Source organism: Mucilaginibacter sp. CSA2-8R, from assembly GCF_038806765.1.
Classification (GTDB): Bacteria; Bacteroidota; Bacteroidia; order Sphingobacteriales; family Sphingobacteriaceae; genus Mucilaginibacter.
On record NZ_CP152389.1, the window covers coordinates 1,439,406 to 1,461,241 of the forward strand.

The following is a 21,836-nucleotide window of genomic DNA, read 5'->3' on the forward strand; positions in this document are numbered from 1 at the left end:
ATATGTTTTTAAATCACTTAAAATTAACAATTTTGCTGCCTTATTATTTTTGAACAATTTGGAACTATATATACCCGAAGCCTTACTTCTATTATTCTTGTTATGCTTTGTGGTGCAGATGTGCTTTTTGCTCATTCAGCAACGTCGTTTTGCCGCTTATCAATTGCCCGCTCAGCAAGCAGGTGCAACAGCAGTACCAGTTTCTGTAGTTATAAGTGCCCGTAACGAGGCCGAAAATTTAACCAGGTTTTTGCCTGCAATATTGGCACAAAACTACCCGCAGTTTGAGGTGGTAGTGGTAAATGATTGCTCAACAGATGAATCTGACTTAATTCTTCTTAACTTAAGCGAAAACCATCCGCACCTTAAGTTGGTTACAGTTACAGAACACCGCCGGTTTAAAACCGGAAAAAAGTTTGCCTTAACCATGGGTATAAAAGCTGCAGCCTACGAACACCTTCTTTTTACGGATGCCGATTGCGAGCCGGCTTCGCCGCAGTGGATTGCCCATATGGCTGCAAATTTTACCGGCAAAACTGAAATTGTTTTAGGTTATTCGCCTTATATCAAAGCAAGCGGCTTTATCAACACGTTTACGCGCTTTGAAACGCTCAAAACAGCCATCAATTACCTGTCGGCAGCGTTAGGTCGCAATGCTTATATGGGTATTGGCCGCAATCTGGCATACACTAAGTCCTTGTTTTTTAGTAGTAAAGGTTTTGCTGCTCACTTGCATGTGATGGCTGGTGATGACGATTTGTTTGTGAACAAGAATGCTACCCCAGAAAATACTACGATTGAAGTGCACCCGGAAAGCTTTATGTTTACCGAAGCTAAAAGTAGTTTTGGTGCATATTATCGGCAAAAAAAGCGGCATATGGGAGTGGGGGGCTTGTATAAAGGTAAGCATCGGTTTATGTTGAGTTTAGAGGCAATGACCGGTTTTTTATTTTATGTTACTTTAGGTTTTTGTGTATATTTCCAGCAGCAACCCATCATGCTTGCCAGTGCTTACCTGGTAAGGATGATAACTCAATTGATTGTTTATTATTTATCAGCTAAGAAGCTGACAGGTATTGATTTATTGTGGTTTATTCCTTTTTTTGATCTGTTCTATTATTTGTATTTAAACATATTTGGCCTGATAGGAACCTTTATAAAAACAACCCAATGGAAGTAAATGCTAATTTTACCGAAAACGCAAAAAACGACTATCAACTGGTGTTGAAAGCACGTGAGGGCAGTCAGAAGGCGTATGCTGACCTGATGCAGCGGTATAAAGATTCTATTTATTTTATGTCGTTAAAGATGGTGAATAACCGGGAAGACGCCATGGATATAACTGTCGAAACCTTTGCCAAGGCGTTTGAAAAGCTTGATAAATACCAGCCTGAGTTTGCCTTTAGCACCTGGCTGTTTAGAGTGGCTACCAACAACTGTATCGACTTTTTGCGTAAGAAAAAACTAAGTACGGTTTCTATCGACAATATGATGGATGAGGATGATGACCGCCCGATGCAAATCAAAGCCGACACACTAAACCCGGAAGAAACATCCATTAAAAAACAACAATCAAAAGATTTGAAGGTGCTTATTGAAAGTTTGCCTCCGCGTTACCGTAATTTGCTGACCTTGAGATATTTTGATGAGTTATCTTACGAAGAGATTGCACAACAGCTCGACCTGCCTTTAGGCACAGTAAAAGCGCAATTGTTCAGGGCAAAATACCTGCTCGGTAATATCATCAACCGTATGGAGCGCTAAATGGACGAACAGTTCTTACTTAAATATTTCCCCCAGCTTTCTGCGCAGCAACTGGAGCAATTCAGTTTACTGAAAGATTTATACGCGCACTGGAACCAGCAAATCAATGTCATATCCCGCAAGGATATTGACGCTTTGTATGAGCGTCATATCTTGCACTCATTAGGTATAGCTAAAGTGATGTCCTTTTTACCCGGTGAGCACGTACTTGATGTAGGTACAGGTGGGGGGTTTCCGGGTATTCCGCTGGCAGTTATGTTTCCCGAAACTAAATTTCACCTGGTAGACAGTATCGGCAAAAAAATCAAAGTAGTGCAGGAGGTTGCGAAGGGAGCAGGCCTCAAAAATGTAACTGCCACGCATGCCCGTGCCGAGCAAATTCCCGGAAAATTTGACTTCGTGGTATCAAGAGCTGTTACGCAGTTAAAAGACTTTTATCCGTGGGTAAAAGATAAATTCAGTAAGACATCGCGCAACCAATTAACTAACGGAATCCTTTATTTGAAAGGGGGAGACCTAAAACAAGAAATTGCCGAATCGGGTTTAGCCGTTCAGCAATTTTATCTCAAAGATTATTTTGATGAAGAGTTCTTTGAGACTAAACAGGTGATTTATGTGAAAGTTTAGATTGTGTTTATTAAAAGGCTGTCTCATAGTTATTTATTGTTTTTTGTCTCCGTAGCTAACAACGGTAATTATCCCAGCGGTTGGTTTTTCGCTTTCGGTAATCGGGCGGTAATTTGTAGTGCCATCACCATAATCAACAACATAGTAAATGCCTAAGCTGTAGTTGCCGGAAGTTACAGAAACCGTTCCTTTATAAGCGGCTATGCTCCTTGCTGCTTCAGCATCTAATTCGGGTGAGATGCCCTTCTTTATTTTAATATTACTGATCTTTTTATCCTGAGTAACCCGAAAAGTGGCCACGACCATACCGTTTGCGCCTTTTTCTCTCGAGATAATAGGGTAACGAGTTGTGCGGGCTACTTGCTTGAACATTTCTTTGAATTGCGATTGGTCGACAGTATCCCGATGATCCATCAAGGGTGCCTGCATCTTGTTGGTTTTTGTCGATTTTTGAGGTAGAGCGCTCAATGGAGATGGCAATACCGGATGTGGTGTTTTGTATTTTGACAACATCACTCGATTACCTGTTGCCGGCGGTGGCGGTGGCGGAAGAGTTAATGATTTGATAGTTGCGGCAGCGTCGGTGGTTGCCACTTTCACGCCCAGTTTTGCCAGCATCTTTTTGTTTTCAGTTGTCAGGTTATCCACTGTAAGTGTTAATGTTTCGTCCTTTACGCCGACTGTCAGTTTTTCGGTAACAGTGGTCATGTTTCCGCTGGTAATTTTCAGTCGTTGCTTTTTGTCGGGTTGGTTTTCGTTAGCTATAAGTGTAGATGTAGTTTCCGGGTTTAATACTGTGCCGATTTTAAGCTTCAGCAAACCATAATTCTTGCTAAAGGCCATTGTAGATGCGCAGAGCATACCTGCGCAAAGCGGCAGAGTAATGAGGTAAGTGAGCCTGGCCAGCTTATCTGAGCGTTTTTGGTAGAGCTTCATTATTCTTGATTTTAAAAGTTGCTTGTTTGAAAAATGATTGGCAAACGGTAGGCCGCTTACCTGGCAGGCTTTTTCGATAAGGATCTGCACATAGTCGTCCGGATGTGTGCCCCGGGCGGTGCTCTCAAAATCGGCTTCGTACTCGTGCAGTGCCTTCAGGCTGTCTTGCAGTAGGTAAACCACCGGGTTAAACCAGCTAATGGTTTTAACCAGTTCTAAAAACAGGATATCCCAGCTATGCTTTTGCCCGATGTGTACCAGTTCGTGCCGTAAAATGGCCGAGGTTAAATCATCCTCGTTAGCGGCAAATAGATAGCCCAAAAAAGAGAACGGCGAGGGCAGGCCGGGAACGAAGATTAAAGTATATCCAGGTCGTTTTTGATGCTGATGGGTAGAAATTAATTTTAAGAGGCTGTAGAGCTTTAAGGTTAAGAAAATGAGCAGTACTGTCACCCCTGTAATGAAACTCGCCTCTAGGGCTCTATTTAGGGCTAAAACGGGATGCTTGTCTGCTAATGCCATAGCAGGATTGACGTTGCTGGCAGCAAAGTACTTCTGTTGTACAGGCGCAAGTGTTGATTCTGCCCGGTTCGATGGAAGCTCTAACTGCACCAATGGTATGGCAAAACTTACCGCAATGCTGAGCAGTAAATACGCCCGGTTTGCGCGGTAAAAAGTTTGTTTGCGTAACAGCAACCAATAGGCACTGTAGGCAGCAGCCAAATATATATTGGCCTCCAGCAGATAAGTCAATCCGTTCATCATCATTTTTCTTTGTTGCGGCTGCGTTCGGCCAGTAAAATCAATTCGGCCAGTTCACTCAGGTTCAGTTTTTGTTCTTTTACGAGATATGACACTAGGCTTTTGTAAGAATTATTGAAATAGCTCTTGATCACTTTGTCAAAAGCAAATTTCTTGTAATCCTCTTCGCTTACAATAGGGAAGTACACATGCGAATTGCCGTACGCTTTGTGATCTACAAATCCCTTGGTTTCTAAAACCCGTACCACCGTGCTAACGGTATTGTAAGCCGGCTTTGGGTCGTCGGGCATCTTGTCCAAAATCTGTTTTACAATGGCTTCTTTCAGCTGCCATAAAATCTGCATTACCTGTTCTTCTGCTTTCGTTAGTTCTTTCATCATTTTTTGAGCCCAAGAAGCAAACTATTTTTGTAGTTTTAATAAACTATCTATATAGTTTGCAAACTGTTTTTATAGTTCTAGTGTGCAATTATACTACTATTTTTATAGTTTGCAAACTATTTAGGTAGTTTATATAATTTAAGTGTTTGAATTTCAGCTATAATTAAGTTTGGTAGCCGCTGGTAGGCTAAAGTTTGTATTTTTAAGCTACTTACTATGTCACTTAAACACCAATTGGCCCTGTCTTTTATCAAAGGCGTGGGCTCTACCTTATCTAAATCACTAATCGCTTACTTTGGCGGGCCCGAAGAAGTATTCAGGGCCTCGGTTACTCACTTGCAAAAGGTACCGGGCATTGGTACCAAAACAGCTGCATCGCTCAATTTAAATGAGGCTTTGCAACGTGCCGAGCTGGAACTTGCATTTGTAGAAAAGCAAGGCATAGATGTGATCTTTTATACCGATAGCCGCTATCCGCGTAAACTCAAGCATTGTGCAGATGCACCCATCCTTTTATACAGTAAAGGCAATGCCAACCTAAACACCCAACACATAGTAAGTATAGTGGGCACACGTAACGCTACTGATTATGGACGGACCTTATGCAAACAGCTGCTGGAAGATTTAAAACAGTATGATGTGTTGGTAGTAAGCGGACTGGCGCATGGCATAGACGCAGCCGCGCATAAAGAAAGTTTGCGGTTAGATGTACCCACAGTAGGTGTATTAGGTCATGGCTTAGATCGCTTGTACCCAAGTCAGAACCGCTCCATAGCCGACAAGATGATAGTAAACGGCGGGTTGCTGACCGAGTTTCCGTCGGGTACCAAGCCCGAACGCGAAAATTTTCCTAAACGTAACCGTATTGTAGCAGGCATGGCCGATGTTACCGTGGTGGTAGAGGCCGGTATAAAAGGCGGCGCTTTAATTACTGCTGAGATAGCTAACTCTTATAATCGAGATGTATTTGCTTTTCCGGGCCGTATCAACGACGAATTTTCTGAAGGCTGTAACTTTTTAATCCGTAATAACAAAGCCGGCTTGCTGACTAATGCGGCTGATCTTGCTTTTTTAATGGGTTGGGATAACAGTAAAGGCAATGGTAAGGCAACCGGTCAAAAGCAGTTTGCTTTACCTATTGATTTAAACGCAAACGAAAGGTTAATTTTTGAAATACTGCACCAGCATGCCGTTCCTCTAGCTATTGACGATTTAAGCATAAAAACCAATTTACCGCTTAGCCAACTGACCATGAACCTGCTTAACATGGAAATGCAGGGTTACATCAGCGCCAGGCCGGGTAAAACATATGCTATCAGTTAGGCTGTCTGCTCAGGCGCGGTATAGTAAACTATTGTACCGCTGTTACTGCTAACGGCATTCCATTCGTTTACGTCAAAAGTAATTAAGATAGCCGTGCCGGGCGGTACATCCCTTATCTCACCGGTAAGTGTAAACAGCAGATAACTGATGCCTGGATTGTGGCCAACCATGGCGGTAAAATCGTTTGTATCCGCAAAAGCATTGATGGCTTTTAGTAAAGTTTGTTCACTGGCTTCGTAGATAGCGGTATTTAACTGAGGCTTGGGCAACTGCAATACGTTGGTGATGATGCCGGCCGTTGTTTGGGTACGCAGCGAAGAACTGGCTACCACCAGCTGCGGGATGATTTTATTATTCTTTAGCTTTTGTGCAAGTTCTGTTGCTTCATTGATGCCTTTATTGGATAAAGCACGATCGAAATCACCATTAGCCGATTCGGACTGGGCAGTAGCATGACGAACAAGGAGCAGCTTTTTCATATCAAAAGGAAAGATGAGCAAACTTACTTTTTATCGGGCATAGTTTAACAGGGCAAGACCGCAAAATAAAGGTGAAGACTCCCTAAAGTTCTTTTAACCGGTCTAAAACTTTATCGGCAATGCTTTGAGGAGTGATGTTATACAAGCAGGCATAGTCATCCCGAAAGCAGGGTTTGTTTCCATAAACCGAACAAGGGCGGCAGGCAATAGTGTCTGCAATAATATCACTTTCTTGCTGTCCGTAGCCTAAAAAGCCGGCAAAATGGTGGGTAGCGCCCCAAATTGATACTACCGGAACCCCCTGCAGCGAGGCCATGTGCATACCTGCCGAATCCATAGCAACCATTAAGTCAAGTCGTGCAATCAGTTCCAGTTCCTGCAAAAGGCTTATGCGGTTTACCATCGAGGTAACATGCTGATATTTTTGTTCCCAATCTGCAGCGACGGCCTTCTCCTCCGGCGATCCGCCAAAAATGAACAGTTTGATACCGGCTTGGTTAAGTATTTGAACCACCTGCTCCATGCGGCCTAAAGGATAAATTTTGCCCTGATGCTGTGCAAAAGGCGCAATGCCTACCCAGTATCCTTGCTTAACCTCGAAAGGTAAATCCTTTTCCGCAATCAGTTCGGTTTTAACCAACTGATGGGACAGCGTTAATGGCAGGCCCAATTGCCTGAATACCTCGGCGTAGCGCTCGGTGGTAAGTGTAAGCCGTTTTAATACTTTATTGGGGAAACGGGTAAGCTGTTTTTTGGCTGCCCGGTCCTTATCAATACGACGGCCTGTAACCCCTTTAAACTGGAATAACGCCTGAATGATGTTGCTGCGTAAGTTATTATGCAGGTTAGCTACCGCATCATACTGGCCCAACCCGGCAAGTTCTTTAAATAACCGATAGCTACCGGATATACCTTTATAAGTTGATTTAAAATCGGCCGGAACAAAGGTTAACCTGTCAATATCATTAAAAAACGCCGAAAAGCCAGGGCGCGAAACATAAGTTATACGAAGATTGGGATGCTGCAGCAGTAATCCTTTAATTACGGGTACCGTCATGGCTACATCGCCCATGGCCGAAAACCGTAAAACCAGTATGTGCCGGGCAGCCGTCATTACGATTTGCTGCTGTATAAAACAGGGTTAAGCAACGGGTCGTTGTACATTTTCATTTGCCGGTACACCCGCATACGCCTTTTGCCTTGTTCAATATCTTCCAGCAGTTCATCAATTGCAGTGGATAAATCTATGCGTTGTTGCAACAGCACGGCTAACTTTTGGCTGCATTTAGCCATTTGTTCAGCATTAATATCTGTGCGAAGCGTTTCTTCGCGCATGTGATATATTTTGAGTGCCAGGATAGATAGACGGTCTATAGCCCAGGCGGGACTTTCGGTGTTATACCGGGCATCCGTTTGCGGAATGATGTGCTGATAGTGCTGAAAAAAATAGTCATCAATACGTTCTACAATGTCGGTACGCTCCTGGTTCGACTGGTCGATCAATCTTTTCCAGCGCAAAGCCTCTACCGGGTTAATGCCGGGGTGACGAACTTCATCTTCCATGTGCCACTGTGCGGTGTCTATCCAGCATTTTTGATAAAGCAGTTGTTGAAAGCTACCTGCCGGATATGGATTTTCAGCATTACGTTCTATTTCGTTAAAAATATGGTAGTCGGCAACAACCCGGTCAAACAGCACATTGCATTGTTCGCTAATCATCATAAGCGGTAAAAGCTGCAAATATACAGATTTACCCCTTTATCTTGTTGATGATAGCAGTAGACGAGTAGCCGTCTACAAAAGTGATGGTTTTAACCTCTCCGCCGTTGGCCAGCACTTCTTTAGCACCGGCAATGTTTTCAATCTGGTAATCGGCTCCTTTTACCAAAACGTCTGGCAGCAGGGTACTGATCAACTGCTGGGGAGTGTCTTCACCAAAAATTACAATGGCATCAACATAAAAAAATGCGGCTAATAGCATTGCCCGGCTATGCTGGTTGTTTACCGGGCGGGTAGGGCCTTTCAGTCGCTTTACCGACTCGTCGGAGTTGAGCCCGATAACTAGTTTGTGTCCTAACTCGGCGGCCTTAGCCAGGTAAGTGATGTGCCCGATGTGTATTAAGTCGAAAACACCATTGGTAAACACCACCTTTTCGCCTTGTTGCTGCCACTCGTTCAATTGCTTTTGCAAAGAGGGTAAATCAAAAATTTTGACAGACAGCTGTTGTTCGACTGAACGTGACATAAGATGTATATTAATGGAAAGGTTGAGTATCAAAGATTTCGAGAAAAAAGCCGGTTTAACGGCTGGCTTTTTCTATGTCGGCAATAATCTCATTAAGAGTTGTAGTTGCACTGCCTACCTGCCTGATCACAATAGCAGCTGCGTGGTTAGCCAGTTCGCAGGCTTCCTCCACAGTAAAGCCCGATGCAATAAAATAAGCCATTACTGCTAAAACAGTATCACCGGCGCCGGTTACGTCAAACACCTCAGTAGCTTTTACGGGCAGTAATTGATGGGCAATCGGGCTCATAATAGCCATACCTTCTTCAGAGAGGGTGACCACCAGGTATTCGGCATTGGTTTGCGCCAAAATGATAGACGATGCCTCCTTTAAATCGTCCAGGTTTTTGATTTTGTCCTTTTTGCTGGCTTCGGCTAACTCTTTACGATTGGGTTTGATGATGTATACACCTTTGTATTTAGCATAATTGAATCCTTTAGGATCAACAATAATCTTTTTGCCCTTTTGCGTAGCTAATTCAACCAATCGTTGGGTAAGCGTAGGTGAGAATAAGCCTTTATTGTAATCAGAAAACAAAACAATGTCGGCTTCACTGATGCAATCTGACAACCTTTCAATCACTAAATCTTCAATAGCCGTACTTACCGCATCGGTTACTTCGCGGTCAATCCTTACTAATTGGTGACTTCCGGCCATTACCCGGGTTTTAACCGTAGTAGGGCGGCTATGATCGTCGATGATGCCGCAAGTATCAATACCTTCCTCTTTCAGAATAGATATCAGCTGTGTACCTGAGGTGTCATGACCTATCAGGCCGCTCACGGTAACCTGGCTGCCTAAAGTAATAAGGTTTTGTGCCACGTTAGCAGCACCACCCAAGGTAATGGTCTCGTTTTTAACGTTAACTACCGGAACCGGTGCCTCGGGTGATAAGCGGGTTGCTTCGCCAACAATATAATGATCAATCATCAAATCGCCGATAACTAAAATATTGGGCTGTTTGCCCGATTGTTGCAGGGCACGAACTTTATCTGTAAGCATGTATAATTATTGAAGACCTTATAGCGGCAACGGACGGTATTAACGTTTTGCTGTTAGTTTTACTTTTTTATGTTCAAATATTTCTTTAATCTGGCTTAATGAGCACGCGTTGAGGCAATCATTTTTAGTTACGCCTCCTTTTCGGGCTATCAAAACCCCATACTCCATATCTTTAAACCCTTCAACCCGGTGGGCGTCTGGGTTTACAGATAGCAGCACACCTTTGCTAATGGCATACTGGCACCAGCGCCAGTCTAAATCCAGCCTTAATGGGTTTGCATTAATTTCAATAGCTACCTGGTTGGCCGCACACGCATCAATTACTTTTTGATAGTCAATCTCATATCCCTTGCGGCTCAGCAACAGGCGGCCGGTAGGGTGGCCCAATATGGTGGTGTAAGGATTTTCAATAGCTTTAATTAACCGTGCGGTTGCCTTTTCCTTATCCATTTTTAAGTTGGAGTGAACGGATGCCACAATAAAGTCGAAGCTTTCCAGTACTTCATCCGGATAATCGAGCGAGCCGTCATTCAAAATATCAGACTCGATACCTTTAAATATGTGAAACCCGTCAAGCTTTTGATTAAGGCGATCAACTTCCTGGTGCTGTTTAAATACCTGCTCAATACTCATGCCTTTGGCATAAAAGGCACTTTTGCTATGGTCGCAGATGCCTAAATATTCCAATTTCATTTCGTTGCGGCAATACAATGCCATTTCTTCGAGGGTGTTGATGCCGTCGCTCCAGGTACTATGGTTGTGCAGCGAGCCTTTCAGGTCCGCCAAATCAATTAAGTCAGGAAGAACGACTTTGTGCAAATAAGTATCGCCTTCGCGCAGTTCGGGCGCTATCCAGGCCAAACTTGCTTTTTGATAAATAAATTCTTCGCTGGTAGGCTGGTCTGGGAAGCTGGCAATACGGTCTGATACCGCTTTGACATGGCTTTCGCTACCAGTGTAAACAAACAAGTCACGGAAAAATAAGCGTTTTTCGGTGACAATGATATCAACTAAAATACCGTTTTGAGTCTCTCCGTTTATATGGCAGTTAGTAACGGTGATATTTTTTAAGAGTGTTGAGGTAGACAGCGTTTTTAAGGCAATATCAGTATCGCGGGTACCCAGTACAATACTTAGTTCGGTTATAATTTCGCAGCAACGGCGGTACTCACCGGCAAATTCGATCAATGCACCCGGAAACACATCCTTCAACAAGCCAATCAATTCTCCGGCTTCTGGCCGCACCTGGGCATACAAAAACTTGCCATTACTCGCCATCCTGAAATCGAGGACTCGCTTTATTTCTTCCTGCGTTTTGGCACCAAAGCCCTTTGCTTCCACCAAACGGTTTTCGTTACAGGCGTAATAAAGCTCTCCGGTGTTTTCAATACCTAACTGTTTCCAGATGGCAGCTACCTTTTTAGGTCCTATACCTTTAATGTGCAGCATTTCTACTACACCCTCAGGTGTGTCTTGTAATAAATCCTCCAAGTCTTTGATCGATCCGTTATCCAGTAACTCTTTGACATAAGCAGCTATACTTTTACCAACGCCGTCAATCTGCGTCATTTCCTCATAGCTCTTGCCATCCAGCCGGTAGGGTAGTTTATCTATCTTAAAGGCTGCATTATTGATAGACCTTATTTTAAATGAATTCTGCTCGTGCAGTTCCATTAACTGGCCTAATAATTTAAGGTATCGAGCAATAGATTTATTTTCCATGGAGCAATTAAGGCTGTAAAAGTAGCAAAGCCTTTGCAAACAACATCCGCAAACCGTTTTTTGTTGATAACATCAACAGTACGAAAAGCCTAAGCCATGTTTTTTATTTCAACTCGTCGAGCACCTTAAAGAGTTTTTGTCTTACTGCGGTAGTTGAACCATTATAATTGTTGATAATAGCCGAAAAACATAAACGCTGACCGTTATGCGTCTGATAACCGGCATAGGCCACTACGTCGGCAATGGTACCGCTTTTCATGTGCATGTTGTTGTATAAGGGCAGGCTTTCATAAAAACTGTTGTACCAGGGCTGGTTCACTGCAGTTTGTAAAATATGCGCTAAAGCGTTAGTGGTAATGCGGTCGCCCGGTGACAGGCCACTGCCATCATACATATGAATGGCGTTAGGGTCAATACCACGCACCTTCCAAAAGTTCTGAACAGTCTCGACACCGGCATGGGTAGATACCTTTTTGCCTGCTCTTAATGCCATTGTTTTTAATAACTGCTCAGCATACAGATTAATGCTCTCTTTATTAAGCCAGTAAACTACCTGGCTCAGGTTAGGCGAGTAAAGCACCGTTAGCGTGTTAGCTATAGCCGGCATTGGGCTGCCTTTTGCATTCAAGGTAATCAACGATTCCGGTTCTTGGCTTACGGCGATGCCTAAACGCTTCAAAGTGTCGGTTAAACGAAAGGCGGCATCATATGCTGGGTCGGGCAGGGCCACGCTGATACTTTTCTTGGCCTTATCAATGGCATAAGCTCCCCGTATGTACATGGATTTGTTGCCGACAGGCAGATAGGCATATGAATGGTCGCCAGAGCCGGCAGCCGATGTGGTTACTTCGCTTGTGAAGTTAAAGTAAGGCATGGCCGGCACAGTGCGCAGTATTTTTACCGGACTACCAACACTGCCGGTCTCGTATTTAATGTCAAAAATGTTTTCGCGCCAGCAAAGGGCAGAAGCACCGGCACCGTAATAATTGCCCAAGTCCTGCCATATCCATCCATCAGGAATCGCCTGGGTGTCAAACAGAGAATCATCACCAATAACGTGTCCGTTAATTTGTTTAATGCCTGCCTGCTTTAAGGCAGTTATCATTTGGTTAAGAACGTAGCTCTCCTTAGTGTTTGCCCAGCGCCAACTGCCCAAGGTAGGGTCGCCGCCGCCTTTAATGATGACATCACCAGTGAGTACGCCATTCGCGTCTATCGTGCCTATATATCCAAACTGCGTTTGAAACTTAAAATCGGCCCCTAATAAATTAAAGGCAGTAATAGAAGTGAGCGTTTTTAAGGTAGATGCCGGCGCAAGGCCCACATCCGGGTTTGAAGCAAAAACGGCTTCGCCGGTGACGGCATCCAGTACCGTTAGTGATACCGTAGCATACCGGCACTGGCTGTCTTGCTGCAGCCGGCTCATGGCCGTTTGCAGGTTTTGCTTAAGCGTTTGTGCATGGGCAGCTACGCTGCCTAAAAGCAAGCCGGCCCATAACGTGTTTTTAATGATGTGTGTCCGGATGTTATAAAGCTGTGTTCTGTTCAAAGCAAAATCTAAATACTGTATTATACTTTCCAAATATTGCTTTAGCTACACAGCTGACTCGTAAGGAGGATCCTCACGTTTGACGTTGCGTTGCGAAATATAATAGATGGGTATACCGATAAGCACAATAATCAAGCCGGGCCAAGTGTATTGAGGTTTGTATATAATTAAAAGCGTACAAAACGTTAGCCCCATAAGTACATAAATAGCTGGCAAAACAGGGTAGCCAAAAGCTTTGTAAGGGCGCTCTGCCTCAGGGCGTTTAACACGCAAAATATAGATGCCAATAATCGTTAACACATAAAAAATCACGACCACAAAAGAGATCATATCTAGTAAATCGCCATATTTTCCGCTTAAGCACAGGATGCTGGCTACCAAACACTGTATCCATAAGCCAAACTCGGGTACAGCATTTTCGTTTAAGGTACCAGTACGTTTAAAAAACACGCCGTCTTTGGCCATGGTGTAGTAAACCCGGGCTCCGGCCAAAATGAGGCCGTTGTTGCAGCCAAAGGTTGATATCATAATCATCACGGCAATAACCAGCGTACCCCCGTTGCCGAAAATAACGTGCGAGGCTGCTACGGCTACACGGTCTTTTTCGGCAGTGGCAATGTCCTGTAGGGGTAATACGCCCAGATACATAAAGTTGGCCGCTACGTAAATGATGGTTACAATCATTGTCCCTAAAAATAAACTTAGCCCAATGTTGCGTTGCGGGTTTTTCATTTCGCCGGCAATAAAGGTTACGTTATTCCAGGAGTCGCTGCTAAAAATGGAGCCAACCATTGATGCTGCAATGGCACCTAATGCAGCCGCTATGGTATAAGAGCTCACACTGCCAGTGTTACTCAGCTTGTGCATGTCCCAGGCGTTGGTCCAGTTGGCATTCCACACATCGCCTTTTAGCGCCAAAAAGCCAAATGCAATCAGCCCGAACAAACTTAATAGCTTGGTTAGGGTAAGGGTAGTTTGTATAAGTTTACCGCCTTTTACACCGTGGGTATTAATGTAGGTAAGTAAAATGATAATAACGATAGAAACCAGCTGGGCAGCACTCAGGTTAAAAGTAAAGCTACTGGTAACCGGCACGCTGAGTAAAATATTTTCTTCGCTAACCGCTGGTATAAGATAAGCTGTAAACTTAGAAAAAGCAACACCCACGGCGGCAATAGTACCGGTTTGTATCACCGCAAAAAAGCTCCAGCCGTATAAAAAGGCGATGAGTTTATTGTATGCTTCTTTAAGGTAAACATACTGGCCGCCTGCTTTGGGAAACATGGCGCTTAGCTCGCCGTAGCTTACGGCCGCTGTTAATGTCATAAAACCGGTAATTAACCACACCGCTATTAACCAGCCGGCCGAACCTACGTTGCGAATAATGTCGGCACTGACAATGAAAATACCCGAGCCTATCATAGAGCCTGCTACCAGCATAGTGCCATCTAACAAACCCAGTTCGTGCTTTAATTTTGGTTGAGGTGTAGTTGGTTCCATCAATAGTTACAGGTTTAAAGTCCTAAACTATTTAAAAAAATTAACAGTGTATAAGGTTGTTGAGTAAAATAGTTGTGGTCTATATTTCAAAATGTGCGAAACAGGACGTATTATGATATGAACATCAATAAAATGCTTCCTTAACGACCCTATAAACAGCAAATGGCTTACTTTTTAGGTAAGCCATTTGCTGTTTATAATTCATTTGAGACTTATTCGGTCTTCATTTCTTCCTTAGCTTCCTGATTGTACTCATAATCGCCACCCAACAGGTAACCCCATGGCCTCAAGTCGTTAATATTGTCGAATATAATTTTAAATATCGCTATTACTGGGATAGACAGGAACATACCCGACAAGCCCCAAAGCATCTCGCCTAAAATAATACCTAAAAAAGTTATTAAAGCGTTGAGTCTTACTTTAGAGCCTACCACCATAGGTAAGATAAAATTAGAATCAACAAGGTGCAGTACTACAACCACCACAGCTACAATCAAAGCTTTGCTGATAGCCCCGGTGGCAAAAGTGATCAGTGTGCTCAAAAGCAATGCAGAAAAAATACCTACATAAGGTATGATGTTGAAAAGCCCGGTAATAATACCTAACAGTATAGCATACTTAACACCAATTATCCAAAAGGCAATACAAGCCAAACCCGCTACTATAGCCATTTCGAGTATAAGGCCTAAAATATATTTACGTAAAATGCTCTGGATGCTTTCAACCACATTATGTACCACCGGGGTTGACTCTTCATCAAACACATGCAGTATAAACCTGAAAAGCAATCTGCGGTAAAACAAAATCAGGAAGGTGAAGATGAGTATGAAAACATAAAAGAGCAGCAATGAGGATACTGCGCCAAATGTGGTGCCTAAAACGCTGGTACCCGAAGCTACAATTTTATCGGTAGTGTCGTTCACATACACCATTTGTTTCTCGGCGTTGATGTGAAAGGTCTTCTGGATCCACATCTGCAGGTCAACAGACGACTTTTCTACCTGTTCTTTGAGCAAGGGCCAGTCTTTAGCCAAATTAGAAATTTGTGTACCTACCAGATAAATGATGCCACCTACAAAGGAGATAAGAAAAAATATAGAAAGAAAAGCAGCCATACTGCGCGGCATTTTAAGTTTGCGCTCAAAAAAGTTGCATAGAGGTAGCAATAGTATAGCGAACAGGAAGCCGAAAATAAGCGGATCGAGTATTTCTTTACCTAAGTGGATAAGAAAGCCGAGCGACATAATACCAATAAGCACTAAGGCTAATTTGGCGTAAAAGGGTAGCGGAGTAGTTTTAATAATCATAAGCTAAGCAGTAGGCAACATAAATTCACCTACTTAACACCCTTTAATATAATTAGTTTGTTACTGATTGTGAGGCCTTACAACTTCGAGGTAATAAGTTCGAGTACCTGTTTAATGCAGTTGTCTATAACTATTTGCGGTTGTTTGCTAAACTGATGCGTTGCCCGATTGGCTAATATGGCATTAAAGGAAATAGCCTGATGGCCCAATGAGCGTGACAAACCGTAAATACCTGCGGTTTCCATCTCAAGATTGGTAATGCGCTGGTGCTGATGACCGAACTGCTGAACAATTTGCATGAGTTGCGGTGTGGCGCTTGCTGCCCTAACCTGCCTGCCCTGCGGCGCATAAAAACCGGGTGCGGTGATGGTAATGCCCTGTTCAAAATCACCAGCCAATGAGCCAAGCAAGGTTTTTCCGGCCAATGCGATGTATGGTTGCAGGGCATAATTGTAGGGCAGGGCGTTCTTGAAGTTTTCCAGTAGTTTTTGCTCATCTGTAGTAACCTCGTGTTCATAATATTGCATCAGCGGGTCAAGCCCAAACGCCGCGGCACTAACTAACACAGTATCTATATCAATATCGGCTTGCACCGCACCCGATGTACCTACGCGAATAATATTAAGGCTATGCAGTTGCTGATTGACCATGCGTGTACTAAAGTCGATATTTACCAGCGCATCTAATTCATTTAGCACAATGTCAATATTATCTGTACCAATGCCTGTTGATATCACCGTAATTCGCCTTTGGCCAATGTAACCGGTATGGGTTATAAACTCGCGTTTGCCTTTTACCAATTCAATGCGGTCAAAATGCTTACTTACTTCGGCTACCCGGTCCTGGTCGCCCACAGTAATTATGGTATCGGCAACATCGCCGGGTAACAAATTAAGGTGGTATATGCTGCCGTCAGCATTTAAGATTAAGTCCGTTTCTGATATCGTATTCATTGCAGCAAAAGATATATGATTATATGGAACTAAAACTTACACGTAGTTGCCTTTTTTGAACAGCATCCACTATGTACATCTTTCTTTAAACAATTACAAAAATGATAATGTTAGCCATAGTATAAACTTAAATGATTTATTTATGGCCAAGTACTCAGCTAAAGCACAGGAAAAGGTTGGCGAAACCATGCATGAAATGAAAGAAGGTAAGCTTAAAAGTGGCAAAAGTGATAGAAAAGTAACTAATCCTAAGCAGGCTATCGCCATTGGCCTGTCAGAAGCGCGTAAAGAAGGAGCCAAGGTGCCTAAAAAGTCTTCGTCAAAATAATGGTGTGCTCATGGGGCATGTCCTATAAACACAAAAGCCTGAGCTTATCGCTCAGGCTTTTGTGTTTATCTTGAAATTTGCTTACTTTACTTTAAAAGCAACCATCTTGTCGCCCCAGGCAAAGCTGATCAGGCCCGACGGATCGATTTTAAATTTAAGTTGTTCTACAAACTCAGGCGATTTTTTGGTTTTAACAGTTACACGCAAAACATCTTCCTCCTGTTTGTAAACTGTTCCCCAGTTTTTCAATCCATTGCTAAAAATTATTACCCAATCGTTTTCCCCTGGTATAGTGTATAAGGCATATTTACCCGCTTTTAAAGGTTTGCCTTCTACCTTTACGTCTTTGCTAAAAGTAATACCGGTTACCTCATTAGCGCCGGTGCGCCACCATTTGCCGTAAGGGGCAATGTCGGTGCCAATGGTACGTCCTTTAACCGACGGCTGGCTATAAGCAATCTCAACGTCAACGCCGCTTTTTAAAGTGGCTTTAACCGTGTCTGCCGGACTTGGCCTTGGCTTTTTAGGTTGTTGCGCTGATGCTGTAAATGCTGTTAAGATGAATCCTGTAATAAACAGGTAACTCAAAAATTTTTTCATGGTTTTGTTGTATCTATAGATGGTTAAATGTACTATTTATCTGATGCTTTTGTGGTAAAGCTGTCTATTATTTTCATTAAAGTAACGGCTTCATCAATGGTACATGGGTTGGGCTCCAAGCCGCGTAAGTAACCTACTACGCTGTTAATCATAGGATGCTGTATATTTTCGGGGTGCACAAAGTCAATGGTCTGGTGGGTATGTCCATTCCAGAAGTTAATGGTATTACCAAAAACCGAAAAGCTGATTTTTCCTTCCGTACCAATAATTTCACAAAGATCTGTATTCTCCGTTTCGGCTACGTTAAAGCTCCAGGAACCATTAAATACTACTTTGTTTTCGAATAAGATACTACCCGTCACATGGTCGTCAGCCTCATTAAGCCCTTCCTGGTTTAAAGCAAATCCCTGGTAGGTTAATGGTTTGCCAAAAAAGTAAAGCATCAGGTCTAACTGGTGCGGTGCCAGGTCATGAAAATAGCCGCCACCTGATATATCGGGCTGCGTGCGCCAGTTAGGTGCATTTTTAGTGACCAGTGCCGGTTTACGGCTTTGCCAAAGGCGCATTTGTACAGTACGTACCTTGCCAATTACGTTTTGCTGCAATAGTTCTTTTACCTTTAAAAACATAGGCAACCGGCGGCGATAATGTGCTACTACCAACCTTCCATTGTATTGCTGAACGGCATCGGCTATTTGCTGTGCTTGTTCGGCATTAACAGTTACCGGCTTTTCTACATAAACCGGCAGCCCTTTTTGTAAAGCCGCTATGGCGTATTCCAGGTGCGATGATGGTGGGGTGGCGATGTAAATGGCATTCACTTCGCCATCATTCAATAAATCGGCTGCATCACTGTACCATTTACCAATATTATGGCGATGGGCGTAGTCAGCAGCTTTTTCGGCATCACGGCGCATAACCGCTGCCACTTTGCTTCCGGGTACTTTGTTAAAAGCAGGTCCGCTTTTTTTTTCGGTTACATCACCGCAGCCAATAATACCCCAGTTAAAGTTTTCCATCAGGGTTGGTTTTGTAAAATTGTTTCGATTTGAGTTAACTCCTCAGCGCTAAAACTGGTATTCTCCAGGCATTGCAGCGAGTCGGCCAACTGTTCGGGCTTGCTGGCACCAATCAGTACCGAGGTAACGCGCGGGTCTTTCATCAACCAGGCCAATGCCATTTGCGCTAAGGTTTGGTTACGCTGTACGGCTAACTCATTCAGCTGCTTTACCTGCGCAATGCTTTGTTCTGTTATTTGCCCGGTTTGCAAGTGCCCGGTTGTTTTGGCAGCCCTCGAATCTTGCGGAATACCGTTAAGGTATTTATTGGTAAGCAGTCCTTGCGCCAGCGGCGAAAACGGTATACAACCCACGCCTTCCTGTTCCAGTACATCCAGCAACCCGCCCTCTACCCAACGTTCAAACATCGAGTACTTAGGTTGATGGATTAAACATGGTGTACCCAGCTCTTTCAAGATTGTAAAGGCTTTTTTAGCGTCGTCTGCTCTGTAATTAGATATGCCTACATATAAAGCTTTACCCTGGCGTACCAGCAAATCAAGTGCGCCCATAGTTTCCTCAAGGGGTGTATCGGGGTCTGGACGGTGATGATAAAAAATATCGACATAGTCTAAAGCCATCCTCTTCAGGCTTTGGTTTAAGCTGGCTACCAGGTATTTTTTTGATCCCCAGTTACCATAAGGGCCAGGCCACATATCATATCCGGCTTTGCTCGAAATAATCAGTTCATCGCGATAAGCCGAAAAATCTTTTTTTAGCAGCCGACCAAAGTTCTCTTCGGCCGAACCATAAGGCGGACCATAATTATTGGCTAAGTCGAAATGCGTAATGCCGCTATCAAACGCCAGGTGCAGTATTTTCCGGTAATTTTCAAAAACATCAACACCGCCGAAATTATGCCATAAGCCCAATGAAATGGCCGGCAGTAAAATGCCGCTTTTACCGCAACGGCGGTAAGGCATGTTTTGGTAACGGGTTGACGATGGTAGGTAAGTCATTCAGGTAATTAGTTTAGCAGTGTAATGATACAGATAAAAGTATAATGTGCTACCGCAAATTACACAATTTCGGCCACTACAAAAGTACTTCCACCGGCAAACACCAAGTCGGTAGGGCCAGCCTGGTGCTGCGCTGCTTTCAAAGCCAAGGGTACCGAAGCATATACTTCGCCTTGCAAACCAAATGCCTGGGCTTGCTGCTGCAGATCATCTGCATCTAAACCTCGGGGCAAATCGGGCTTGCTGAAATAATAAGTGGTATCAGCTTTAGGCAGCAGGCTTAATACCTTGCTGATGTCTTTATCGTTTACCATACCTAAAACAAAATGCAGGTGCTGGTAGGGTATGGCGGCAATGTTTTTCAACACTTCTTGTATGCCATCGGGGTTGTGCCCGGTATCGCAAATGGTAAGCGGACTAATGCTGAGCGTTTGCCAGCGGCCTTGCAACCCTGTTAAAGATTTAACTTGTTTTAGGGCGGTGATGATGTGCTCATCATTAATAGTCCAGCCCTGGCTACGCAAGACATCTATTGCCGACAACACCGTTTTAATGTTTTTAAGCTGATAGGTACCGGTAAGGTCTAACCGGAACTGATACTTAGTAACGGTTGTATTTTCTGGTTTAGAGCGTACTGTAACATCCAGTAAGGATTGTTGACCGGTGCTATCTTTAGCTTGTTGCACCAACGGAACTACATCCCATTGGTCGGATGCAAACATAATGGGAGCCTCGTTTTCGGCAGCTGTTTTAGTGAAAACATCGGCTACCTCAGGCTGACGTTCGCCGATGATAACCGGGATACCCGGTTTGATGATCCCTGCCTTTTCGCCGGCAATGAGGGGTAGGGTGTTGCCCAGCATATTCATGTGGTCCCAGCCAATGTTAGTAATTACCGAAAAGAGCGGGGTAATGATGTTGGTAGAATCGAGTCGGCCGCCTAAACCTACCTCAATAACGGCAATATCTACCTGGTGCCGGGCAAAGGCATCAAATGCCAGTGCAACCGTCATCTCAAAAAAAGAAGGTTCAATGGTTTCAAAGTCCGACTGATGCTGTGCTACAAAATCGACTACCTCTTGCTCGCTAATCATCTCGCCGTTGATACGAATGCGTTCGCGGAAATCTTTCAGATGCGGTGATGTATATAAGCCGGTTTTATAACCCGCAGTTTGCAACACTGCTGCCAGCATGTGCGAGGTGGAGCCTTTTCCATTTGTACCGCCTATATGTATGCTCTTAAATTTATGTTGCGGATTATCCAGTTTGGCACACAGAGCTACAGTGTTGGTTAAATCTTTTTTAAATGCGGAAGCGCCAACCCGCGTAAACATGGGTAGCTGGTCATAGAGGTAGGAAAGGGTTTCCCGGTAGTTCATAGTGATGATAGTGATAGTAGCGGTGCCAAAGCAATCAACTTAAAACAGGAAAATAAATAGAGGAATGTAATACTTTACAGTAGGTAGACTCGACGCTATTGTACTCTAAATACAAACACCACCGTACCCTGCTGTGTGTCCGGAGCAGAATCGAGCGAGTTTAGACGGGCACGTTTAACGGCTTCTTCGCATTTGTCAATCAAATCCTGGTCGGAAATCGTGGTGCCGCGGGCACCGCCACGTGCATAAATAACGTTGCCATCTTTGTCTACCCGAATGTCTACCACTACTTTACCAGTGCGGCGACTGTCATCGCTGACCGATGGTTTACTCAGAAAGTTTCGTTGCGGCATACCAGTTAAATTACCGCCGTTGCCCGAACCGGTACCATTGTAGTTGTTGGTTAATGTTGTCCCTGTAGTCTTGCCTTGGTTGCCTGGCGTGTTACCAGTACCGTCACCTTCGCCGGTGCCGTTGTTGGTTTTACCTTTGTATAAAGCGTTTTGATTAATGGTAGGCTTAGCCGGCTCTTTTGTAGGCTTTTGCTGTGCAGTTACCGACTGTGTTGGTTTTTTAGTTGTGTTAATTTCGGGCGCGTCTTCGGTATTTTGCGTAACTACTTCTTTACTGGTATTTTCGGTAGGGGTTACTTTTTCGGTAGGGGGCTCAGGTGTTACCTTGTCGGGCTTGGTTTTGTTAGCCTGCTCTGCTACCGATGGTTCTTCAGTGCTCATATAGTCATCGCCCATACCTTCGTCTACCGTACCATAATTAACCAGGATGCCGCCGGTGCCATCCTCCTCTTTAGGAGGCTGATGAAAAACAATAAAATAACTCAAGCCAATCAGCAGGGCCAATATAATACCGGTTGCTAAAAATGCTTTAGGATAGTTATTTTCCTGCTGACGATAATCCATCTTTAT

At 43.8% G+C, this 21,836-nt stretch carries 22 protein-coding genes; 5 read left to right on the plus strand and 17 right to left on the minus strand.

What is annotated here, in order from left to right:
* Nucleotides 1–58 precede the first annotated feature (58 nt).
* The 3 genes from AAGR14_RS06240 to rsmG are packed head-to-tail and all read left to right on the plus strand — an operon-like array spanning nucleotide 59 to nucleotide 2,391.
* On the plus strand, nucleotides 59–1,180 hold the full coding sequence (locus AAGR14_RS06240; RefSeq protein WP_342647733.1) for a glycosyltransferase: 1,122 nt from the start codon (nucleotides 59–61) through the stop codon (nucleotides 1,178–1,180).
* Nucleotides 1,171–1,764 carry a sigma-70 family RNA polymerase sigma factor gene (locus AAGR14_RS06245; RefSeq protein ID WP_342647734.1) on the plus strand — a complete coding sequence of 198 codons (594 nt, stop codon included), beginning with the start codon at nucleotides 1,171–1,173 and terminating at the stop codon, nucleotides 1,762–1,764. Before AAGR14_RS06240 ends, AAGR14_RS06245 begins: the two co-directional genes overlap by 10 nt.
* A complete protein-coding gene (gene rsmG, locus AAGR14_RS06250; RefSeq protein WP_342647735.1) occupies nucleotides 1,765–2,391 on the plus strand; it encodes a 16S rRNA (guanine(527)-N(7))-methyltransferase RsmG in 627 nt (208 codons plus the stop codon). It begins immediately after the preceding gene.
* A gap of 33 nt (nucleotides 2,392–2,424) precedes the next feature.
* Here rsmG and AAGR14_RS06255 read toward each other — a convergent pair whose 3' ends face one another.
* Together AAGR14_RS06255 and AAGR14_RS06260 are read right to left on the minus strand one after the other, a co-directional pair.
* On the minus strand, nucleotides 2,425–4,095 hold the full coding sequence (locus AAGR14_RS06255; protein WP_342647736.1) for a M56 family metallopeptidase: 1,671 nt from the start codon (nucleotides 4,093–4,095) through the stop codon (nucleotides 2,425–2,427).
* Complete coding sequence (locus AAGR14_RS06260) at nucleotides 4,092–4,469, minus strand: BlaI/MecI/CopY family transcriptional regulator (RefSeq protein ID WP_342647737.1); 378 nt, start codon at nucleotides 4,467–4,469, stop codon at nucleotides 4,092–4,094. Before AAGR14_RS06260 ends, AAGR14_RS06255 begins: the two co-directional genes overlap by 4 nt.
* Nucleotides 4,470–4,685: 216 nt before the next feature.
* Here AAGR14_RS06260 and dprA point away from each other — a divergent pair, with 216 nt between their 5' ends.
* Complete coding sequence (gene dprA, locus AAGR14_RS06265; RefSeq protein WP_342647738.1) at nucleotides 4,686–5,792, plus strand: DNA-processing protein DprA; 1,107 nt, start codon at nucleotides 4,686–4,688, stop codon at nucleotides 5,790–5,792.
* On the opposite strand, the gene AAGR14_RS06270 is transcribed toward dprA, so the two are convergent.
* The 10 genes from AAGR14_RS06270 to AAGR14_RS06315 all read right to left on the minus strand — a co-directional run bounded on the left by AAGR14_RS06270 (nucleotide 5,789) and on the right by AAGR14_RS06315 (nucleotide 16,589).
* Complete coding sequence (locus AAGR14_RS06270; protein WP_342647739.1) at nucleotides 5,789–6,271, minus strand: histidine phosphatase family protein; 483 nt, start codon at nucleotides 6,269–6,271, stop codon at nucleotides 5,789–5,791. The two genes, dprA and AAGR14_RS06270, sit on opposite strands and share 4 nt — an antisense overlap.
* An 82-nt stretch (nucleotides 6,272–6,353) precedes the next feature.
* The gene (locus AAGR14_RS06275; protein ID WP_342647740.1) at nucleotides 6,354–7,385 is read right to left on the minus strand and encodes a glycosyltransferase family 9 protein; all 1,032 of its coding nucleotides are present in this window, start codon (nucleotides 7,383–7,385) and stop codon (nucleotides 6,354–6,356) included.
* On the minus strand, nucleotides 7,385–7,993 hold the full coding sequence (locus AAGR14_RS06280) for a DUF4254 domain-containing protein (RefSeq protein ID WP_342647741.1): 609 nt from the start codon (nucleotides 7,991–7,993) through the stop codon (nucleotides 7,385–7,387). Before AAGR14_RS06280 ends, AAGR14_RS06275 begins: the two co-directional genes overlap by 1 nt.
* 28 nt (nucleotides 7,994–8,021) lie before the next feature.
* Nucleotides 8,022–8,516 carry a D-glycero-beta-D-manno-heptose 1-phosphate adenylyltransferase gene (gene rfaE2, locus AAGR14_RS06285; RefSeq protein ID WP_342647742.1) on the minus strand — a complete coding sequence of 165 codons (495 nt, stop codon included), beginning with the start codon at nucleotides 8,514–8,516 and terminating at the stop codon, nucleotides 8,022–8,024.
* 55 nt (nucleotides 8,517–8,571) lie between these two features.
* Nucleotides 8,572–9,558 carry a D-glycero-beta-D-manno-heptose-7-phosphate kinase gene (rfaE1, locus tag AAGR14_RS06290; RefSeq protein ID WP_342647743.1) on the minus strand — a complete coding sequence of 329 codons (987 nt, stop codon included), beginning with the start codon at nucleotides 9,556–9,558 and terminating at the stop codon, nucleotides 8,572–8,574.
* Between the two features lie 39 nt (nucleotides 9,559–9,597).
* Nucleotides 9,598–11,280 carry a helix-hairpin-helix domain-containing protein gene (locus tag AAGR14_RS06295; protein ID WP_342647744.1) on the minus strand — a complete coding sequence of 561 codons (1,683 nt, stop codon included), beginning with the start codon at nucleotides 11,278–11,280 and terminating at the stop codon, nucleotides 9,598–9,600.
* A 103-nt stretch (nucleotides 11,281–11,383) separates the two neighbouring features.
* A complete protein-coding gene (dacB, locus tag AAGR14_RS06300) occupies nucleotides 11,384–12,829 on the minus strand; it encodes a D-alanyl-D-alanine carboxypeptidase/D-alanyl-D-alanine-endopeptidase (protein WP_342647745.1) in 1,446 nt (481 codons plus the stop codon).
* 45 nt (nucleotides 12,830–12,874) lie between these two features.
* A complete protein-coding gene (locus AAGR14_RS06305) occupies nucleotides 12,875–14,329 on the minus strand; it encodes an amino acid permease (RefSeq protein ID WP_342647746.1) in 1,455 nt (484 codons plus the stop codon).
* Nucleotides 14,330–14,541: 212 nt separating this feature from the next.
* Nucleotides 14,542–15,636 (minus strand): AI-2E family transporter, encoded by a 1,095-nt coding sequence (locus tag AAGR14_RS06310; RefSeq protein WP_342647747.1) that lies wholly within the window; start codon nucleotides 15,634–15,636, stop codon nucleotides 14,542–14,544.
* Nucleotides 15,637–15,713: 77 nt separating this feature from the next.
* Entirely contained in the window at nucleotides 15,714–16,589 is an 876-nt protein-coding gene (locus AAGR14_RS06315) for a nucleoside phosphorylase (RefSeq protein WP_342647748.1), read from the minus strand.
* Between the two features lie 142 nt (nucleotides 16,590–16,731).
* Here AAGR14_RS06315 and AAGR14_RS06320 point away from each other — a divergent pair, with 142 nt between their 5' ends.
* Nucleotides 16,732–16,917 carry a DUF6496 domain-containing protein gene (locus AAGR14_RS06320; protein WP_342647749.1) on the plus strand — a complete coding sequence of 62 codons (186 nt, stop codon included), beginning with the start codon at nucleotides 16,732–16,734 and terminating at the stop codon, nucleotides 16,915–16,917.
* Between the two features lie 81 nt (nucleotides 16,918–16,998).
* Here the strand turns inward: AAGR14_RS06320 and AAGR14_RS06325 are convergent, their stop codons facing one another.
* The 5 genes from AAGR14_RS06325 to AAGR14_RS06345 form a co-directional block, all read right to left on the minus strand.
* A complete protein-coding gene (locus tag AAGR14_RS06325; RefSeq protein WP_342647750.1) occupies nucleotides 16,999–17,517 on the minus strand; it encodes a DUF2911 domain-containing protein in 519 nt (172 codons plus the stop codon).
* Between the two features lie 32 nt (nucleotides 17,518–17,549).
* A complete protein-coding gene (locus AAGR14_RS06330) occupies nucleotides 17,550–18,536 on the minus strand; it encodes a Gfo/Idh/MocA family oxidoreductase (RefSeq protein WP_342647751.1) in 987 nt (328 codons plus the stop codon).
* On the minus strand, nucleotides 18,536–19,534 hold the full coding sequence (mgrA, locus tag AAGR14_RS06335; RefSeq protein ID WP_342647752.1) for an L-glyceraldehyde 3-phosphate reductase: 999 nt from the start codon (nucleotides 19,532–19,534) through the stop codon (nucleotides 18,536–18,538). Before mgrA ends, AAGR14_RS06330 begins: the two co-directional genes overlap by 1 nt.
* Before the next feature lie 59 nt (nucleotides 19,535–19,593).
* Nucleotides 19,594–20,913 carry a folylpolyglutamate synthase/dihydrofolate synthase family protein gene (locus tag AAGR14_RS06340; protein ID WP_342647753.1) on the minus strand — a complete coding sequence of 440 codons (1,320 nt, stop codon included), beginning with the start codon at nucleotides 20,911–20,913 and terminating at the stop codon, nucleotides 19,594–19,596.
* Nucleotides 20,914–21,008: 95 nt separating this feature from the next.
* On the minus strand, nucleotides 21,009–21,830 hold the full coding sequence (locus AAGR14_RS06345; protein WP_342647754.1) for an energy transducer TonB: 822 nt from the start codon (nucleotides 21,828–21,830) through the stop codon (nucleotides 21,009–21,011).
* Nucleotides 21,831–21,836 lie beyond the last annotated feature (6 nt).

Bases quoted from the DNA above. Each gene is read 5' to 3' on its own strand.
- AAGR14_RS06295 (WP_342647744.1), bottom strand. From the start codon at position 11,280: ATGGAAAATAAATCTATTGCTCGATACCTTAAATTATTAGGCCAGTTA.
- rfaE2 (WP_342647742.1), bottom strand. From the start codon at position 8,516: ATGTCACGTTCAGTCGAACAACAGCTGTCTGTCAAAATTTTTGATTTA.
- AAGR14_RS06255 (WP_342647736.1), bottom strand. From the start codon at position 4,095: ATGATGATGAACGGATTGACTTATCTGCTGGAGGCCAATATATATTTG.
- AAGR14_RS06275 (WP_342647740.1), bottom strand. From the start codon at position 7,385: ATGACGGCTGCCCGGCACATACTGGTTTTACGGTTTTCGGCCATGGGC.
- AAGR14_RS06345 (WP_342647754.1), bottom strand. From the start codon at position 21,830: ATGGATTATCGTCAGCAGGAAAATAACTATCCTAAAGCATTTTTAGCA.
- AAGR14_RS06340 (WP_342647753.1), bottom strand. From the start codon at position 20,913: ATGAACTACCGGGAAACCCTTTCCTACCTCTATGACCAGCTACCCATG.
- AAGR14_RS06270 (WP_342647739.1), bottom strand. From the start codon at position 6,271: ATGAAAAAGCTGCTCCTTGTTCGTCATGCTACTGCCCAGTCCGAATCG.
- dprA (WP_342647738.1), top strand. From the start codon at position 4,686: ATGTCACTTAAACACCAATTGGCCCTGTCTTTTATCAAAGGCGTGGGC.
- AAGR14_RS06280 (WP_342647741.1), bottom strand. From the start codon at position 7,993: ATGATGATTAGCGAACAATGCAATGTGCTGTTTGACCGGGTTGTTGCC.
- AAGR14_RS06315 (WP_342647748.1), bottom strand. From the start codon at position 16,589: ATGAATACGATATCAGAAACGGACTTAATCTTAAATGCTGACGGCAGC.
- AAGR14_RS06320 (WP_342647749.1), top strand. From the start codon at position 16,732: ATGGCCAAGTACTCAGCTAAAGCACAGGAAAAGGTTGGCGAAACCATG.
- AAGR14_RS06325 (WP_342647750.1), bottom strand. From the start codon at position 17,517: ATGAAAAAATTTTTGAGTTACCTGTTTATTACAGGATTCATCTTAACA.
- AAGR14_RS06245 (WP_342647734.1), top strand. From the start codon at position 1,171: ATGGAAGTAAATGCTAATTTTACCGAAAACGCAAAAAACGACTATCAA.
- AAGR14_RS06260 (WP_342647737.1), bottom strand. From the start codon at position 4,469: ATGATGAAAGAACTAACGAAAGCAGAAGAACAGGTAATGCAGATTTTA.
- rfaE1 (WP_342647743.1), bottom strand. From the start codon at position 9,558: ATGCTTACAGATAAAGTTCGTGCCCTGCAACAATCGGGCAAACAGCCC.
- AAGR14_RS06310 (WP_342647747.1), bottom strand. From the start codon at position 15,636: ATGATTATTAAAACTACTCCGCTACCCTTTTACGCCAAATTAGCCTTA.
- AAGR14_RS06330 (WP_342647751.1), bottom strand. From the start codon at position 18,536: ATGGAAAACTTTAACTGGGGTATTATTGGCTGCGGTGATGTAACCGAA.
- rsmG (WP_342647735.1), top strand. From the start codon at position 1,765: ATGGACGAACAGTTCTTACTTAAATATTTCCCCCAGCTTTCTGCGCAG.
- AAGR14_RS06305 (WP_342647746.1), bottom strand. From the start codon at position 14,329: ATGGAACCAACTACACCTCAACCAAAATTAAAGCACGAACTGGGTTTG.
- mgrA (WP_342647752.1), bottom strand. From the start codon at position 19,534: ATGACTTACCTACCATCGTCAACCCGTTACCAAAACATGCCTTACCGC.